General features: G+C 32.1%; 16 protein-coding genes and 1 pseudogene. 1 reads left to right on the top strand and 16 read right to left on the bottom strand.

Features of this window, described 5'->3' with window-relative positions; translation table 11 throughout:
* Window positions 1–66: 66 nt before the first annotated feature.
* From T473_RS0108360 to T473_RS0108415, 13 genes and pseudogenes are all read right to left on the bottom strand, one after another.
* On the bottom strand, window positions 67–333 hold the full coding sequence (locus tag T473_RS0108360) for a Veg family protein (protein ID WP_024621505.1): 267 nt from the start codon (window positions 331–333) through the stop codon (window positions 67–69).
* Between the two features lie 144 nt (window positions 334–477).
* Window positions 478–1335, bottom strand: coding sequence for a sporulation peptidase YabG (gene yabG, locus T473_RS0108365; protein ID WP_024621506.1), 858 nt, complete (start codon window positions 1333–1335; stop codon window positions 478–480).
* A gap of 82 nt (window positions 1336–1417) precedes the next feature.
* A complete protein-coding gene (locus T473_RS0108370) occupies window positions 1418–2362 on the bottom strand; it encodes a dipeptidase (protein ID WP_024621507.1) in 945 nt (314 codons plus the stop codon).
* Window positions 2359–2817, bottom strand: coding sequence for a YaiI/YqxD family protein (locus T473_RS0108375; protein WP_024621508.1), 459 nt, complete (start codon window positions 2815–2817; stop codon window positions 2359–2361). The genes T473_RS0108370 and T473_RS0108375 overlap by 4 nt, the downstream gene beginning before the upstream one ends.
* A gap of 114 nt (window positions 2818–2931) precedes the next feature.
* The gene (locus tag T473_RS0108380; protein WP_024621509.1) at window positions 2932–3429 is read right to left on the bottom strand and encodes an SEC-C metal-binding domain-containing protein; all 498 of its coding nucleotides are present in this window, start codon (window positions 3427–3429) and stop codon (window positions 2932–2934) included.
* An 83-nt stretch (window positions 3430–3512) separates the two neighbouring features.
* A pseudogene (locus T473_RS16515) lies at window positions 3513–4216 on the bottom strand (peptide arginase family protein).
* Window positions 4217–4445: 229 nt separating this feature from the next.
* Window positions 4446–4808 carry an MFS transporter gene (locus tag T473_RS19125; protein ID WP_242825892.1) on the bottom strand — a complete coding sequence of 121 codons (363 nt, stop codon included), beginning with the start codon at window positions 4806–4808 and terminating at the stop codon, window positions 4446–4448.
* A 53-nt stretch (window positions 4809–4861) separates the two neighbouring features.
* Window positions 4862–5620 (bottom strand): MFS transporter, encoded by a 759-nt coding sequence (locus T473_RS19130; protein WP_242825893.1) that lies wholly within the window; start codon window positions 5618–5620, stop codon window positions 4862–4864.
* A 147-nt stretch (window positions 5621–5767) separates the two neighbouring features.
* Window positions 5768–6922 (bottom strand): trans-sulfuration enzyme family protein, encoded by a 1155-nt coding sequence (locus T473_RS0108395; protein WP_024621510.1) that lies wholly within the window; start codon window positions 6920–6922, stop codon window positions 5768–5770.
* Between the two features lie 408 nt (window positions 6923–7330).
* Complete coding sequence (locus T473_RS0108400) at window positions 7331–8290, bottom strand: beta-propeller fold lactonase family protein (protein WP_024621511.1); 960 nt, start codon at window positions 8288–8290, stop codon at window positions 7331–7333.
* 211 nt (window positions 8291–8501) lie between these two features.
* Window positions 8502–9359, bottom strand: coding sequence for a MerR family transcriptional regulator (locus T473_RS0108405; RefSeq protein ID WP_024621512.1), 858 nt, complete (start codon window positions 9357–9359; stop codon window positions 8502–8504).
* 20 nt (window positions 9360–9379) lie between these two features.
* A complete protein-coding gene (locus T473_RS0108410; protein WP_024621513.1) occupies window positions 9380–10045 on the bottom strand; it encodes an RluA family pseudouridine synthase in 666 nt (221 codons plus the stop codon).
* Window positions 10045–10917, bottom strand: a complete 873-nt coding sequence (locus tag T473_RS0108415; RefSeq protein ID WP_024621514.1) for a class I SAM-dependent methyltransferase — start codon at window positions 10915–10917, stop codon at window positions 10045–10047. The genes T473_RS0108410 and T473_RS0108415 overlap by 1 nt, the downstream gene beginning before the upstream one ends.
* Window positions 10918–11054: 137 nt before the next feature.
* Between T473_RS0108415 and T473_RS0108420 the strand changes: the two genes are divergently transcribed.
* Window positions 11055–11750: an RsiV family protein gene (locus tag T473_RS0108420; RefSeq protein ID WP_024621515.1), complete on the top strand. Its 696-nt coding sequence runs from the start codon at window positions 11055–11057 to the stop codon at window positions 11748–11750.
* A 223-nt stretch (window positions 11751–11973) separates the two neighbouring features.
* On the opposite strand, the gene carB is transcribed toward T473_RS0108420, so the two are convergent.
* From carB to pyrF, 3 genes are all read right to left on the bottom strand, one after another.
* On the bottom strand, window positions 11974–15180 hold the full coding sequence (carB, locus tag T473_RS0108425) for a carbamoyl-phosphate synthase large subunit (protein ID WP_024621516.1): 3207 nt from the start codon (window positions 15178–15180) through the stop codon (window positions 11974–11976).
* Between the two features lie 107 nt (window positions 15181–15287).
* Window positions 15288–16334 carry a glutamine-hydrolyzing carbamoyl-phosphate synthase small subunit gene (carA, locus tag T473_RS0108430; RefSeq protein WP_024621517.1) on the bottom strand — a complete coding sequence of 349 codons (1047 nt, stop codon included), beginning with the start codon at window positions 16332–16334 and terminating at the stop codon, window positions 15288–15290.
* A 12-nt stretch (window positions 16335–16346) separates the two neighbouring features.
* Window positions 16347–17063, bottom strand: a complete 717-nt coding sequence (pyrF, locus tag T473_RS0108435) for an orotidine-5'-phosphate decarboxylase (protein ID WP_024621518.1) — start codon at window positions 17061–17063, stop codon at window positions 16347–16349.
* Between the last annotated feature and the right edge of the window lie 96 nt (window positions 17064–17159).

The following is a 17159-nucleotide window of genomic DNA, read 5'->3' on the forward strand; positions in this document are numbered from 1 at the left end:
ATATCACACTATATTTATATTAAAAGGACAACAAAAAATTACACCTATTTAAAATAGGTGTAATTTTTAACTTATCTGTAAATTATCTTGATCTCTGTATACTTGCAATTTAACATTAGATGTCAATAGGTCCGAATAACTGTATGATACCCTTGGGTATCCATTACTTTCATCATCCAATTTTATAACAAACACGCTTGGATATACTTTCTCAAGTATACCTTCTTTAGTAATAATCTGCTTTCTTCCTTTATTGGCCTTCAATAAAATTTTCTTGCCAATGTGTCTTTCTAAGCTCATTCTGATCTTATCCAGAGTTTGAACAGTAGCCACAAAATCACCTTCTTTAACGTTTATATGTTTACATAATATCATAAATAAACATACTTGTCAAATCCATAAACAATAATTTTATATTTTTTTGAAATAAAAGTCAATACTTTTTCAAAATTTTATTAAATTATTGTGATTTTTTTACTAAATCATCGTTTTTGGCATGGCCCATCTAAATTTTCCTCTAGTTTCTGATCCTCCTACTCCCTTTACTCCTGTGACAGTTTGATCTATTACTTCTTCTATAGGAACTACCACATCGATTCTAGAACAAGCTATTTTTTCAACAATAAAAACAGGGTCTAACGCGTGTATCATTATTCTTCCAGGAGAACTCGCATAGTTAGCCCCTGCTCCTATTATTTTTTCATAATTTGATTGGCAAGCGCCCGCAAAGATAACCAAGCTATCTAAATTAGGTTGCCATTTCCTCGCTTCTTTTACTGCCTTTATAAAATTAAGTGAATTTCTATAGTTGTTTATATTCTCTATATTACCTCTCTTAAGCGTCATAGAGTCGTGACCAGTTACTACAAGTATATCTGGATTATACTTCTCTAGCAGCCCTCTAACCTCTTTATATTGATTAGATTCTGGAATTGCTACTCCAGCAGCTGGAATTCCCAATTCTGCGTATACATCAAGACATATATTTAAATACTCCTTATCACCATCGATTTGGAGAACTTTTCCCGGTATACCATATGCGTTAGAATTAGATTGAAGTTTAGGGAGAGCTCTTGTCATCTTCTTTTCTCTATCTCTAGCCTTTTTTACTGATCTGGTTAGCCTAGTCTCGACTTCTTTATCTATTAATATCTCCCTCAAATCAGGAGCTGTAACCGATACTAAATCATCTAATTTAGCGTCTGCTATTATTCTAAATGCAACCCCCTTTAAAATAGCTATTTTATCCCCTGTTTCGTCTAAACCAAAAGATACTATTTTGAAGATTATATCTTTATTATATGATTCTCTAGCTACAACGTCTCCTATCTTCATAGTAAATAAACCTCCAATAAATTATTCTTAGTCTATACTATGTTTAATGCAAAGATTTGTTTACAGCTACTCCTTTTACTCTTTATAAAACATCCTTGATTACTCTAAGTACATTTTTATTGTAAATTTTCTCTATTTGGTCGTCTGAGAAGCCTTCTTTTTTTAATGGATCGTACAATTTATACATTTCAGATACATCTTTTATTTCTACGTTTGATTCTATACCATCAAAATCAGATCCAATTGCTATTACATCAATTCCTCCGACATTGTATATATGTTTAATATGATTTACCATATATTCAATCTTACTTTCAATTCCGTTAGCATCACTCAAAAACGAATGGAAGAAGTTTATTCCTGTCACCCCTCCACTATCAGCAAGTATTTTAATCATATTATCACTCAGATTTCTAGTATGATTAGTAACTTTCCTAGAGTTTGAATGAGTAGCTATAAATGGTTTTTTAGATAACTCAGCTACTTCATAAAAACCTCCATCCGATATATGTGAAACATCAATAAGCATACCGTACTCATTCATTTTACAAACAACTTCTCTCCCAAAATCAGTAAGTCCTTTATCTCTGTATTTTGCATCATTGTGAGGGTAACAAATTTCATTTTTATGATTCCAGCTAAGAGTCATCATCCTCACACCTAAATCGTAAAACTTTTTAAGATTTACAATATTTCCTACCAATACAGCCCCTTCTTCTATAGACAATAGTGCCGTAACTTTTCCATCTACTTTATTTTTCATTATTTCATCGTAGTTTGTAGCTATTTTTATAATATCCTTATTTTTATCCATTTCGTTATGAAACTTTTTTGCCATCCTCATACAGTATTCGTATGGATTTTTTATTTCATCAATATCTACATAAAGTGCAAAAGTTTGGGCTAAACAATTGCCTTTTACTAGTTTTTCAATATCTACATGAAAATTATTTGATCTAAGTCCGTATTTTTCTATATCTTCCATAAGTTTTGAGACTGTATCGCAGTGTAAGTCTATGAACTTCATAATTGATTTCCCCCACTTCTCTCAAATGTTTTTATTAATTCTCTAAGGCAATTCTCAAACTTGCTATTATCTGCTTCTTTTCTCTTCTTAGGGTTAGAGGTTCTAAACCCTCCTCTTCTTGCTGTACTATTTAAATGCCTTTCAAATAACATTTGATCTATATTATCTAATGTATATAAAAATCCATTTTGATGTATGACAAAAGCTTTTTTTGCTAGAGCCATAGATGCCAATCCGTAATCTTGAGTCACCAGTACATCATTTCCTTTAAGCTTGTTAACAATTGCAAAATCAACCGAATCTGCTCCTTTGTCTACCACTACAACTTTACTGTATCCATCGTTGATCTCATGTGTTGTATCTGTAAACATATATACTTCTAATCCAAACTCTTTTGCTACTTTAACTACCTCTTTTTTAACTGGGCAGGCATCTGCGTCTACAAAAATTACCATAATCTCTCCAATCTATACTTCTAATTTAAAAAACTATCTCACCATAATTCTATATTTAAAATTATATTGAGATAGTTTCAGTTGACAATATTAAAATTTTATGCAAAATAGCTATTACTTACCACAACATTTTTTGTATTTCTTCCCACTTCCGCACGTACATGGATCGTTTCTTCCTATTTTTTCTTCTTTAACTACAGTCTTAGATTTTTTGTAGTCTTTGATAACTTGTTTTCTATGATCTAATGAAAGGATATCATCCCAACCTGGAAGCCCGTATAGCCAATGAGCTTCTACGTTTACCATATTAAAGAATAGTTTTTCCCATTCTATTTTTAAAGATATTTCAGAGTCACCTTCTACATTCTCTAATACTATCTCTTCTTTTAAACTTTCACTTATTCCATCTATGAATCCCATAAAGTATTCATTTGATGTATTAAATTTTTCAGCAAGTTCACTTACCTTACCTTCTACAACATCCATTTTTTCATTTAAAATTTCGTTATATATACTAGCCTCAATTTTTAAATATTCTTCCCAAAATTTAACTTCGGCGTCTTGGCTATCATGATTATCACTTAAATCATTCCAAGATTCAAATAAACTCATAAGTTTTCCTCCTAAATTACCTTATATTTATACATTATATTTTGATTTATTTTACAAAATTTCTGTATTGGCTTTATTAACTATTACATTATATCATAATTAAACAATTCTTTTAACACCTTAATAGCATAGTTTTGATCTATAAAGAAAGGACTTGTAGCTACAGTTATAACAGAAGCTTTAGCTATATATCCTTTTATTTTACTTATCTTAAAATCGTAGTCAATATAGTTCATATCTTCTGAAAATATATCGAGATCAATATCCAGTACAAATTCACCACTTATGTCTAGATCAAATCCGTACAAGCTATCTATTATTATAGCTTCTGAAAACAAATTGAATTCTAGCGCCGGTTTAATAAAGCTACCTACATTTAACACTTCATTTGTATATCTAAATACATCATCTATATCTTCTATATTTACGTTATAATTTTCGGGAACTCGAGTATCTTTATGTTGGTCTACATGTACTAATTTACACCCTTTTGCAAATGCTCCTGATAAATAGCTCTTTATCCAGAAATAAAACGCATGGTTATGGTTATCAAATATATATATTTTTTGCCTTCATAAATATATTCCACTAAATTTTTAAGTCCTTTGCAAAGCAATTCTTTCCCGCATTCAACTTCATCAAAGCATACTTCATCACCTAGTACAACATCGTTTAAACCACCTTTTATAAGTTTTGGCACATATATTTTTTTATTTTTTCTTTTATTAAATGAAAATTTATTGTTACCTATGGGCTTATCTATATAAAAACCAGTGTATCTATCCATAAACAATTCACCCCTCTTATTTTATCTACTATAGTATACAATCTTTTTTATATTATTTAAATATATATGATTTAATATTAAAGCATAAAATAATCACCTATAAGTAATCCTAACCAATGCAAATTCATTTATAACTATAACTAATAATGGGGATGAACTAAAAATTTTAGATCATCCCCATTATATTGTATACACAATAAATTAATTATGTTTTATATTAAGTTAACTTTTATGCTTCTTTTGTGCTGTCTTTTTTATTCATTTTTATAAGTGTGTAAGTCGAGAATATCCCTACAAATGCACAAACTACTGAAAGTATGAATATATAAGTGTATCCAGTTTGTCCGTACTTATCTAGCCAGTTACCTGCTATTGTATAGTAGAACGCATCTGGAGAAAATCCTAAGAATGATGCAAATCCAACTATAGCACCTGTAGTTTCAATAGGTATATTTGATTCAGATACTGTAGCAAAGTATATCCCTCTTGCACCAAATAGTATAACACTAAGTATTACCATGTTGATTACTGCTATCCACATGAACGATGAACTCTTTGGTATTACTAGGAATGCTGCTGTACTTACAGCCATTAATAAGAACCCTACAAATAATACCTTTATTGAAGATCCTACTTTATCAGTTACTATACCAGTAATAGGAGAAGCCCCATTTTTATAACATAAGTTCTGATTATAGATAATGCAGAAACTACAGTTAAGGGCATAACATAAACTTCTGATAAGTAAGGACTTAAGTATGTCAAACTTGAGAATACTAAATAAACTGAGAATATTGTCAATCCTATTAACCAAGCTTTTGGCATAGCTATTACTTTTAAGAATGATGATATACTCATTCCACCATCTGATTTCTCTGTTTCTTTAACATCTTCGATTAAGAAGTACAGTATTATTCCGCACACTATTGAAGATATTGAATATAGCCAAACAACGTATTTAAAACCTACTGTTATAGTAGCGAACTTGCCAAAGAAGTAAAGTCCTATAAATGATATTAATGTTCCAGCTATACCAGATAAACCTTCATAGAATCCAAACAGCCTTCCTTGCTCTGACTCATCTCCAAGCATTCTTATAACTTTAACTGAAGCTGGGAAAAATGTCATTATTGTAGTGAATCCCCATAAAACAAATATTACAACTAACATGCTGTAAGATGGGAATGTTGCAAAGTAGAATCCTAATAATCCCGATATAACAAGTGAAAGCGTGATAAGTTTTTTAACTGAGAATTTATCTGCAAACCAGCCACCTACGAAATATGATACCATAGCTACCATACCGTAAGTACTAAGTAAGTTACCTATTTGAGTATGACTAAGCGATAATGCTTGTTGCATCGGATCGTAAAATGCCGACTTCATATATGGCAAACTGTACATTGCAGTCATACCAAATGCCAAGATGAAAATAATTGAAAATCGTTTAATATTGCTCTTTTTTCCATTGTTTATCTCCTAATAATATTTAGTATCAGTGGATATTTACCTTTGCTTTTACGAGTAGGTATCCATTAATTATCTTTAAATTTATTTTATTTTTCCAATAGATTGTACAAAGTCATTTATTATATCTTTAGATGATTCAAGCCCTAAGGCTATTCGAATAAGGTTTTCTCCATCCATTTGAACAAGCGTATGCTCTTCACCTAAACTTGTAGCTATAGTACATACTTCTAGTGAATTCATTAATTTTCTACTAGCTTGATCTCTAGTAAGTCCGTTTATTCCGTCTTTTAATTTAAACGAAACAACCCCGCCTCCAAGACCGTTCATTTGAGTTTGGCATAAATCATGTTGAGGATGTGATTTTAGGGCTGGATATTTAACTGTCTCAACGTTTTCATTGCTATCTAGGAATTCAGCTACTGCTAAAGCATTTTCACAATGTTTTTTAATTCTCATATCTAGAGTCTTCATTCCTCTTAATATCAACCAGGCATTTAGTGGAGACATTGAAGCTCCTGTGAAACAACATAGGCTTGGCCATCTTACAAGGTCTATTAATTCTTTTGAACCAACAACAGATCCGCCTAACGCATCACCATGACCATTCATATATTTTGTTAAACTGTGTATTACTAAATCAGCTCCTAAATCTAACGGTCTTTGAATTATAGGAGTTCCAAAAGTACTATCTACTATTAATAAACTCTTATTTTCATGTGCTATATCAGCAACCGCTTTTATATCTACTAAATCTAAAGATGGATTTAAAGGAGTTTCTATATAAACTATTTTAGTGTTTGCCTTTAGCTCATCCTTTATGTTTTGAGGATTTATAGCATCTACAAATGTAACCTCTACACCAAATTTAGCTAGTAACTCACTCATAAATAATTTAGTGTGTGAAAATATACCATTAGAACTTATTATATGGTCCCCACTTTTAACTAAAGCTAGTAAAGTAGATGTTATTGCACCCATACCAGATGTACTTGAGATAGCGCTTTCTGCATTGTCAAGCATGGCTAATTTAGCTTCTAATTCTGTTAAAGTAGGATTGCATTCTCTAGAATATACATAGCCCCAATTCATGCATAACTCTTCAAAGTGCTCAACCGATTTAGCTGCGAAAGTAGCAGTTTGGTAAATCGGAGAAGCTAAAGATCCTGTTGTTGGATCTGGTTCGTGACCCCAATGAATTATTTTTGTTTCTAGCTCATGATTTTTATTCATACTCATTTCCATTCCTCCATACTATTAATAAATATCGTTTTCACAATTAGTATTTCTTAACTTTTTTATAAAATCCATTTTTCAAAAAAATACCATATTATAAAAACTTATTCTGCAAATGATTTTATTCATTCGACATATAAATACTTTTTTCTCCTGTGTTATAATTTATTATAAACTCTATAGTTACTATAGAGTCAATCTCTTTTTTGTATAATATTTTTATAATCTAATGGTATTTTTATATTTTTTCCCATAATATGTATTAAAACACTATATTGACAATAGAGTTCTTAATTCTAGACAAAATTTAAGACAGTACAGGTTGTTTAATCCATATCATCGGATGTCTACATTATTTTAATTTACCTTCATACTGTCTTATTTACATTTATGATAATTAAATTTTATTTTTTATTCTATAACCCCAACTCCCCAAGTTCCACAAATATCAGGGGATATGGTTTCCATTACAGAATTATCACTTCCTCTAATAACTGAAATATCTCCCGAACTATAATTAGCAACATATATTATGTTTCTATGAACATCTAAGGCTATGTCATAAGGTGCTACCCCTACCCTAATAGATCTTATAACTTCATCCGACGCCCCATCAATAACCGATACTGTTCCGCTTGTAGCATTTGAAACATAGACAAGATTAGTAGCTGGATTTACTCTTAAAAACTGGGGTCTTTTATCAACTACAACTTTATCTATAATTTTATTGCTCTCTCCGTCTAACACTGTAACATAATCTGTACTAGATGAATTGTACCCAATGTATAATTTATTGTTATTAGGATTCACAGCAATTCCCGATGGAGCTGAGTCTACATCTACATATTCAATTACCGAATTTGTAATCCCATCAATAACAGTAATATTATTGGATCCATTGTTTGAAATATATATTGTGTTTGTATTTAAATTTATATCTATTTTAGCTTGCAAGCTTGCTTTCGGAGTCTTAATATTCTTTATTACTTTATTAGTTATCCCATCTATAACAGATACAAATCTCGAACCTCTATTAGCTACATATACAAGATTTGTATTGGGATTTACTCTTACAAAGAAAGGTGAGTCTCCAACATCGATTTTTTTTACAACTTTATTGCTCTTTGAATCAATTACTAACACATTATTTCCGGTAATATTTGCAACATAAACTAACTTAGTATAATTGTTTACATCAATACCTCTGACATCTGATGAAACTTTTATTTTTTCGATTATATTGTGGTTTTCGCCATCTATTACTGAAATAACTCCTTTAGATGACTCTATTCCAAGTCCAGAAATATAAATATTGCCTCTTTCACTTTTACACTCATTCTCAATATCACACTTCAATTCGCAATCATTCATTGATAACAACCTCCTATCGAAGTAACCAAATAAATATTTAACTAATATTTATTTTATGTAAAGTGATTATATATGTTCTTACTAAGATCGGCTGTAAATTATTAAACTTGGCATTTCAAAAACTGAATAAATATAGTTGATTAATAAAGACTGCTTCAAAAAATAAAAAAGGGGGTATCTCTATTTCCGAGATGCTCCCTTTTTTATAAGTTTATACTAGACATCTAGTATCTATTTCTCTCTTTTTAACCTGTATTTGTATTTCGGTTAATAAATCATCCTTATCACTGACAGATAAAGGATCTATTATTGGAATTTCATAAATATAATCCTCTACAGGTATTCTCTTGTACTCTACGTAATCTACAAGTTTTTTTATAGGTTCATAGTTTTCACTGTAGTCTCCTTTATATGTCATACAAATAAAGTCTCCAGAAGAAATCTCTGAAATGTACTTTTGTGATTTTTCATTAAATAAATCTCTTTCAACTGTCACAAAGCTGTTTTCATAATTTACTCTCTCTTCTTTTAGAAAATTATCTATAGAGATAAGCCCACTAACTCCTCCGTAAAAAACTGATATATTTTCTTCTAAAATATTAGCGATCTGTCTTCTCGACAGCTCTAATGTTTCTTCGTGAGTAAGCCCTTCTTCATAGTTGATAGATAGAATGCTTCTTTTAGTCATATGTTTTCTTACAATTTTACCGACTTCATCGGATTTAAAACCTTTTTCGATAGTATCCTTTTTAGAACTTAAAACTTTCTTAATAAGCTCTAACTCTTTTATTTTATCTTCAACCATTCCTATTTTACTATTTAGTAGTTTAAGTATTTCTTCATTGCTGTTGTCTAGATTTATCTTAATCTCTTTAAGCGACATCCCAAGATATTTTAAATACTTAATCAAATCAAGCTGTGAGAATTGATCTATAGAATAATACCTATAACCACTATCGTAATCGACATGTACTGGTTTAAATAAGTCTATTTGATCGTAGTATCTAAGTGTCTGAATGCTAATCTTATGAAGTCTTGCCATTTCGCCTATAGAAAAGTATTTACTCATGTGATCCACCCTCAATCATTTTAAAATAAATTCCATGGATACTCATTAGGTTCTAAAGATTCAAATTCCATCTTTTCTTTAGTAGTAGGGTGAACTATCTCTATCTTTTGTGACCATAATGCCAACTGTTGCCCCACTTTATTGACCTCTTGTCCATATCTCTGATCGCCAAATAGCGGATGCTTTCTGCTAGCAAACTGTACTCTGATTTGATGTGATCTTCCAGTTTTTAGATCTATTTCTACAAAACTTAAATTATATTTGCTAGATAATAATTCAAAGCTTAGTTCTGCGTTTTTGGCTTCTTTATGATCTTTATTTACAACACTGACCATATTTGTCTTTTTATTTTTATATAAAAAATCTTTGTATATATCATTTTCCTTGTTAAAACAGCCATGCACGACAGCCCTATAAGTCTTTTTAAATGTTTTATTTCTCACTTGCTCCGATAACCTCGAAGCCGCTTTAGAGGTCTTGGCAAACACCATTACCCCTCCAACCGGTCTATCAAGTCTGTGAACAAGCCCAACAAAAACATTGCCTGGCTTGTTATATTTATCTTTCAAATATTTTTTAAGTAAATTTACCATATCTTTATCATTAGTCTGATCAGACTGAGAAAGTATGTTTACTGGTTTTTCTACTACTAAAAGATGGTTGTCTTCGTATATAACTTTTACCACTATACACTCTCCCATCTTCCAAATATTCCACACGGCAATGTTTTTCCGTCTCTAGATGCCGGTATTCCAAGCTCTCCGCCGTATATTTTACCACCCTTTACTTGCTTCCCTACAGTTGTAGATAACACATTTTCAAGAACTATAGGAGAAAAACCTGTAGTATAAGAGTTTATTAAGAAAAACAGAGGATCATCAGAAAGAACTCCCATGCAAAGCTCAACAAAACTAAATAATTTCTCCTCTATTTGCCAAACTTCACCTTTTGGACCACGCCCGTAAGAAGGAGGATCCATTATTATAGCATCGTACTTCTTACCTCTTCTAATCTCTCTTTCAACAAATTTTACCACATCATCTACTATAAATCTAACTGGTCTAGATTTAAGTCCAGTTAACTCTATATTGTCTTTAGCCCAGTTTACCATTCCCTTGGCAGCATCGACATGACAAACTTCAGCTCCTGCATATGAGCATGCAACTGTAGCCCCACCTGTATAGGCAAATAGGTTTAATACCTTAATCGGTCTATTTGCTCCTTTGATCTTTTCCATCATCCAATCCCAGTTTGCCGCTTGCTCTGGGAAAAGACCTGTATGTTTAAATCCAGTCGGCTTTATATGGAACTTTAAAGCTTTGTAATTTATAGTCCATTGCTCAGGATACTTCTTTTTATGTTCCCATTCTCCCCCACCTTTATTACTTCTGTGGTAGTGCCCATGAGGGTTTTTCCATAGAGCCCACTCAGTTTCCATAGGCCAAACTACTTGAGGATCTGGTCTTCTAAGCACATACTGTCCCCAACGTTCAAGCTTTTCTCCATTTCCCATATCTATAAGTTCATAATCTTTCCATTTATCTGCAAGTAATAACATTTCTTCCTCCTGTATAGTACATCTAATATTCAGTATTATACCATAATTTTATACGATTTATGTTCTTTTTATTAACACAATTGCATCTTAATTCATACTCTATTATATCTTAAATTTATGTAGAGAGGAGCATTTGCATGATAAATAATCGCGCCACTGGAAATTGTAGCCATAATATTTTGTACGTCAGATTTAATGAAGACTTCGGAAGGGAAGGTTTCTTTTCCTTTGACATGCAGTATCCATCATTGTTTAATATTGCAGGTCAGCCAAATGCAGGAAATCCAGCAGTTTTAAGAAATGTCAGTAGTGCTATAGAAAAATCTGTAAATTACTACAAAGAATCTATTTCAAGGGAGGCTGCTAATTTTAATAAAGTTGCTGAAGATAATTCACAAAGTCCAACACGTTTTGATGTGACTTCTACTTATGCAATAACTTTTAATATGAATTCAGTCCTAAGCTGTATACTTGATTTAAAAGGTCAAGCGCTTTCTATCGGTATTTTGTATAATACTCTAAGCAATTACAATGTCGATCTAATTACAGGGAGGGAGCTTACTCTAGCAGATGTTTTTAACACGAATGTAGATTATATAAATCTTGTATCTGAGTACATAAAATCTACAATTACCGAAAATGTAAGTTGGTATTATGCACTTGATGATTTTAAAATCCCTGCAGAACAAGCATTTTATTTAACGTTTGACGGTGTGGTGATCTACTTTGGGGTCGATGAAATAGCACCAAAAGAATTAGGCATACCTAAGTTTAAAATGAAATATGCCGATTTTGCAACCGATATAAATCCTCGACTATTCTGTGCTTTTTAAATTTTAGTAATCAAATATTTACTTAAATAATAGTGTAAATAAAAAACTGGAAAAACTTTATCGGATATTTCAGCATAATTTGCTCTTTTTTCGATAAACGTATTTCCAGTTTTACTTTTTTATTATTTTCTATTGTTTTCAACTCTAATATTCTATCTAACTTTGTATATTATCTAACCCTTAATAATATCTAGGTATATATAGCATCTAGCCTATTATTATTTTATTCGCCTAAGTTATAAACTTTTAACTTATCTTCATCTATCTTTTCTTTTCTTACCCCTACCATAGCTTTTAGAGTATCTAGAGACGTCATTACTTCTGTTGAGAACTCAATTGCTGTTCTTCTTATCTTAAATCCATCTCTCGTTGAATCATTACCTTTTGTAGGTGTATTTATTACTATGTCTACTTGTTTGTTTCTTATTACATCTAGGATATTTGGTCTAGCCTCTTCAACTCTATTAACTGTTTCAGCTTCTATACCATGAGCTCTTAGACTGTTTGCAGTACCTTCTGTAGCTACAAATGTATATCCAAGATCCCTCATGTCTTTAGCTATATTTATAAACTCATTTTTGTCGTTATCGTTTATAGTTGCTAGAACAACTCCTCTTTCATCTGACATGTGTTTTCCAGCTGCTATAAAACCTTTGTAAAGGGCTTCTTCTAGATTTTCTCCTACTCCAAGAACTTCTCCTGTAGATTTCATCTCAGGTCCAAGACTTACTTCAACCTTAGATAACTTCGACATAGAGAATACTGGAACTTTTACAGATACTAATTTTGGTTCTTTATATATTCCTGTACCGTAGCCTATATCTTTTAATTTTTCACCTAACATACATTTAGTAGCTATATCTATAATTGGAACATTACTAACTTTACTGATGTATGGAACTGTTCTACTCGCTCTAGGATTCACTTCTATTATATATAATTCACCGTGGAATTCTATAAACTGTATGTTTACCATCCCTATTACATTTAGATCAATTGCTATTTTCTTAGTATAATCTAGTATTTTCGCCTTTATTTCATCAGATATATTTTGACTTGGGTACATTGTAATACTGTCTCCAGAGTGAACTCCCGCTCTCTCTAAGTGCTCCATTATTCCTGGTATAAGTATATCTTCTTGATCACATATTGCGTCTACTTCTATCTCTCTACCAGTTAGATATTTATCTATTAGCACAGGGTTTTTTCTGTCTCTATTAAATGCATCTTCCAAATACTGAACTAATTTATCTTGGTTGTAAGTTATCTCCATACCCTGACCCCCAAGTACATAAGAAGGTCTAACTAGCACTGGGTATTTAAGCTCATTTGCAACTTCAATACCTTCTGCTACAGTCCAAACACCTTTTCCCTTTGGTCTATTTATATCCAACCTTTCAAGAAGTTCATCAAATTTTTCTCTGTCTTCTGCTGCATCTATATCTTTAAAATCTGTACCAAGTATCTTTATATTTTTCTCATTTAAGAACTTTGCAAGCTTTATTGCAGTCTGACCTCCAAATTGAAGTATTACTCCCTCTGGATTTTCTTTTTCTATTATATTTAGTACTTCTTCCTCTGTTAACGGTTCAAAGTATAGTTTGTCTGAAGTGTCAAAATCTGTACTTACTGTCTCTGGATTGTTATTTATTATTATAGTCTCAATCCCTTGTCTTCTAAGAGATTTGATACAGTGAACTGAGCAGTAATCAAACTCAATTCCTTGCCCTATTCTTATTGGCCCTGACCCAAGTACTATTACTTTCTTTTTGTCGCTAACTTCTACCTCATCGTATTGCTCGTAAGTTGAGTAGTAGTATGGTGAAAGCGCATCAAACTCTCCTCCACATGTATCAACCATCTTATACGCTGGTTCTATACTGTAAAGTTTTCTAAGTTCGTAAAGTCTCGCTGGGCTTATTTTCATTAAATCTGAAATCCCCTTATCCGAGAATCCTTTTTTCTTTAACTCAAGTAGGTAATCTTTATCTAAATTTTCTATTTTAAGTTCCTTTAATTTCTCTTCTTGCTCCACTATCCATTTAAATTTATTTATAAACCATTTGTCTACACCAGTTATCTCTTCTATCATCTCTAGCTTATATCCTCTTCTAATCATCTCAGCTAGATCAAAGAGTCTCTCATCATCTGGAACAACAACCCTTTGTTTTAATTCTTCTATAGTTCTCTCTTCAGAAACTCTGTGAACTAATGAATATTTACCAGTTTCAAGGGATCTTATTCCCTTTAATATAGCAGCTTCAAAGTTGCTACCTATACTCATTATTTCACCAGTCGCCATCATCTTAGTTCCAAGCTTTCTATTTGCATGTCTAAATTTATCAAATGGCCACTTTGGTATCTTTACTACTACATAGTCTAAAGTCGGTTCGAAACATGCGTAAGTCTTCTTAGTTACTGCATTTTCTATTTCATCCAATGTGTAACCGAGCGCAATTTTTGCAGAAACTTTTGCTATCGGATAACCTGTGGCTTTTGATGCAAGCGCTGACGATCTACTTACTCTAGGATTAATTTCTATTATCGCATACTCTAAACTGTGTGGATTAAGCGCTATTTGAACATTACATCCACCTTTTACTTCTACAGCATTTATTATATCTATTGATGCTTTTCTAAGTAATTGGTACTCTTCATCGCTTAAAGTTTGACTAGGAGCCACAACTATACTATCTCCAGTATGAACTCCTACTGGGTCTACGTTCTCCATATTACAAACTGTTATACAGTTTCCATTTCCATCTCTGACTACTTCGTACTCTATTTCTTTCCACCCTTTTATACTCTTCTCTAGAAGTACTTGTCCTACTGGGCTTAATTGAAGTCCGTGTTGAAGTATCTCTCTCAGTTCTTCTTCAGTATCTGCGATTCCTCCACCAGTTCCTCCTAATGTATAAGCTGGTCTAACTACTACCGGATATCCTATCTTATCGGCAAATTTTATACCAGATTCTAAATCAGTAACAATATCACTGATTACTACTGGTTGCTTTATTTCTTTCATCATCTCTCTGAATAAGTCTCTATCTTCACCTTTTTTGATAGATTCCACTGATGTTCCTAAAACTTTTACATTATATTTTTCTAGTATTCCTTTATCGTGTAGCTCAACTGCAAGGTTAAGGCCTGTTTGTCCACCCATTCCTGCAAGTAGACTGTCTGGCTTTTCTTTTTCTATTATCTTTTCTATAAATTCTACTGTTAATGGCTCTATATATATTTTATCCGCTACTTCTTTGTCAGTCATTATAGTAGCAGGGTTACTATTTATAAGTACAACTTCTACACCTTCTTCTTTCAAAGCTTGGCAAGCTTGTGTTCCCGAGTAGTCAAACTCTGCTGCTTGCCCTATTATAATAGGTCCTGAACCTAGTACTAAAGTCTTTTTCACATCTTTTAATTTAGGCATAATTATATCTCCTCGCATAACAAATTTTAATCGGTCCTAACTCAAATTTCATTTAAGTCCATCGCTTCTTTATCTATACTTATATCCGAGCTTTTATCTGTATACTATTATATCAGGTCTAAAAACTTGTCAAATATATAGTCGTTGTCTTTAGGCCCTGGGCAAGCTTCTGGGTGATACTGCACGCTGTATATTGGGAGTTCTTCATGTCTCATTCCTTCTACAGTATTGTCATTTAAATTTATCTGTGTTACTTTCACCTGTTTAGGAACATCTGAAACATAGTATCCGTGATTTTGAGATGTAATAAATACTTTTTCCTCTTCCAAATCTTTTACCGGATGGTTACCACCTCTATGTCCAAACTTAAGTTTAGATGTCTTTCCTCCAAGTGCCAGTGCTAATAATTGGTGCCCTAAACATATACCAGCGATTGGTTTTTTGCCTATTAATTCTTTTATATTTTCTATTACACCCTCTAAATCTTCAGGATCTCCAGGCCCATTTGATAAAAATATTAGATCTGGATTTAAATCTATTATTTTTTGAGGTTTTGTCAAAGCTGGAAATACAGTTATATCGCAATCTCGTTTTTCAAATGATCTAATTATATTTCTCTTTACTCCAAAATCCATTATCGCAACTTTTTTACCCGAACCGCTTATATGCTCAACTTCTTTTCTAGTAACTGTATTTACTGCTTCTGTATTTGAATACTGCTCTAATTTATGTTCTATATCTTCCAGCTCATTGTGTTCTAGAGTTATTATACCCTTCATACTTCCGTTATTTCTAAGTATCTTTGTAAGTGCTCTAGTATCTATTCCTTCTAATCCTATAACTTTATTTTGTTTTAGGTATGTCTCTATATCCATTTCACATCTAAAGTTGTTTGGGAAGTCACATTTTTCTCTAACAATAAGTCCCTTAACATGAACCCCTGATGACTCAACTGATTCTAAGTTTATCCCATAATTACCTATAAGTGGGTAAGTCATCGTTACTATTTGTCCATAGTAAGAAGGATCTGTCAATACTTCACCATAACCTGTCATTGAAGTGTTAAAAACTACTTCTCCTACACTATCCTTTAAGTATCCAAATGCTTTACCTTCAAATACTGTTCCATCTTGTAAAATTAATCTTGCCTTCACATTAACTACCTCCTAAGCATTTTCTATTTGTCTTACTATGTTAATAGCTGATTCCTTTGGGTTTTCTGACTTAGTTATAGGTCTTCCAACCACTAAATAATGAGCTCCTCTTCTTATTGCATCTTCTGGAGTAACAACTCTCTTTTGATCCCCTACTTCAGCTGCCTTTGGTCTTATTCCCGGGCAAACTGTTATAAAATCTTCTCCACAAGCTTCTACAATCTTATCTACTTCTTGTGCTGAGCATACTACTCCATCAATTCCAGCTTCTTTAGCTAACTTCGCTCTCTTAATAGCTAATTCCTCTGTTCCTAAGTTACATCCTATATCTTTTAAATCTTGGTCGCTAAGTGAAGTAAGAACTGTTACTCCAACTATTATAGGTTTTTCTATATTTAATTTTTCAGCTTCTTCTTTTGCTGCTTTAGCACACTGTCTCATTCCTTCTAGGTCAGATACGTGAATTGTCATCATCCATACCTTGTCTCTAACCCCTGCTCTAACAGCACTTTGCATAGTGTTAGGTATATCGTGAAACTTAAGGTCTAAGAATATTTTTTTATTTTTCTCTTTTAAATAGTCTACAACTCTACCTCTAGTAGTTAGATATTGCTCAAGCCCTACTTTAAATATATCTACACTGTCCTCTAAACTGTCTATCATATTTTTAGCTATATCGAAGTCGTCAGTGTCAATTGCAGCTATAAGTTTTTCTTTACCATTTACCATTTCATTTCCTCCTAAACTATAAAGCCTAATCCTCATAATAAAAAATCCTCCTACCAAAGAGGTAGAAGGATTCATCTGCATTCTAAATTCCACATA

Source organism: Clostridioides mangenotii TR (assembly GCF_000498755.1).
Taxonomy (GTDB): domain Bacteria; phylum Bacillota; class Clostridia; order Peptostreptococcales; family Peptostreptococcaceae; genus Metaclostridioides; species Metaclostridioides mangenotii_A.

What these genes read in the sequence shown, in the direction of transcription:
- yabG (WP_024621506.1), bottom strand. Translation starts at nt 1,335, where the DNA reads ATGAAGATAGGAGACGTTGTAGCTAGAGAATCATATAATAAAGATATA.
- T473_RS0108370 (WP_024621507.1), bottom strand. Translation starts at nt 2,362, where the DNA reads ATGAAGTTCATAGACTTACACTGCGATACAGTCTCAAAACTTATGGAA.
- T473_RS0108375 (WP_024621508.1), bottom strand. Translation starts at nt 2,817, where the DNA reads ATGGTAATTTTTGTAGACGCAGATGCCTGCCCAGTTAAAAAAGAGGTA.
- T473_RS0108380 (WP_024621509.1), bottom strand. Translation starts at nt 3,429, where the DNA reads ATGAGTTTATTTGAATCTTGGAATGATTTAAGTGATAATCATGATAGC.
- T473_RS19125 (WP_242825892.1), bottom strand. Translation starts at nt 4,808, where the DNA reads ATGGCTGTAAGTACAGCAGCATTCCTAGTAATACCAAAGAGTTCATCG.
- T473_RS19130 (WP_242825893.1), bottom strand. Translation starts at nt 5,620, where the DNA reads ATGTACAGTTTGCCATATATGAAGTCGGCATTTTACGATCCGATGCAA.
- T473_RS0108395 (WP_024621510.1), bottom strand. Translation starts at nt 6,922, where the DNA reads ATGAGTATGAATAAAAATCATGAGCTAGAAACAAAAATAATTCATTGG.
- T473_RS0108400 (WP_024621511.1), bottom strand. Translation starts at nt 8,290, where the DNA reads ATGAATGATTGCGAATTGAAGTGTGATATTGAGAATGAGTGTAAAAGT.
- T473_RS0108405 (WP_024621512.1), bottom strand. Translation starts at nt 9,359, where the DNA reads ATGAGTAAATACTTTTCTATAGGCGAAATGGCAAGACTTCATAAGATT.
- T473_RS0108415 (WP_024621514.1), bottom strand. Translation starts at nt 10,917, where the DNA reads ATGTTATTACTTGCAGATAAATGGAAAGATTATGAACTTATAGATATG.
- T473_RS0108420 (WP_024621515.1), top strand. Translation starts at nt 11,055, where the DNA reads ATGATAAATAATCGCGCCACTGGAAATTGTAGCCATAATATTTTGTAC.
- carB (WP_024621516.1), bottom strand. Translation starts at nt 15,180, where the DNA reads ATGCCTAAATTAAAAGATGTGAAAAAGACTTTAGTACTAGGTTCAGGA.
- pyrF (WP_024621518.1), bottom strand. Translation starts at nt 17,063, where the DNA reads ATGGTAAATGGTAAAGAAAAACTTATAGCTGCAATTGACACTGACGAC.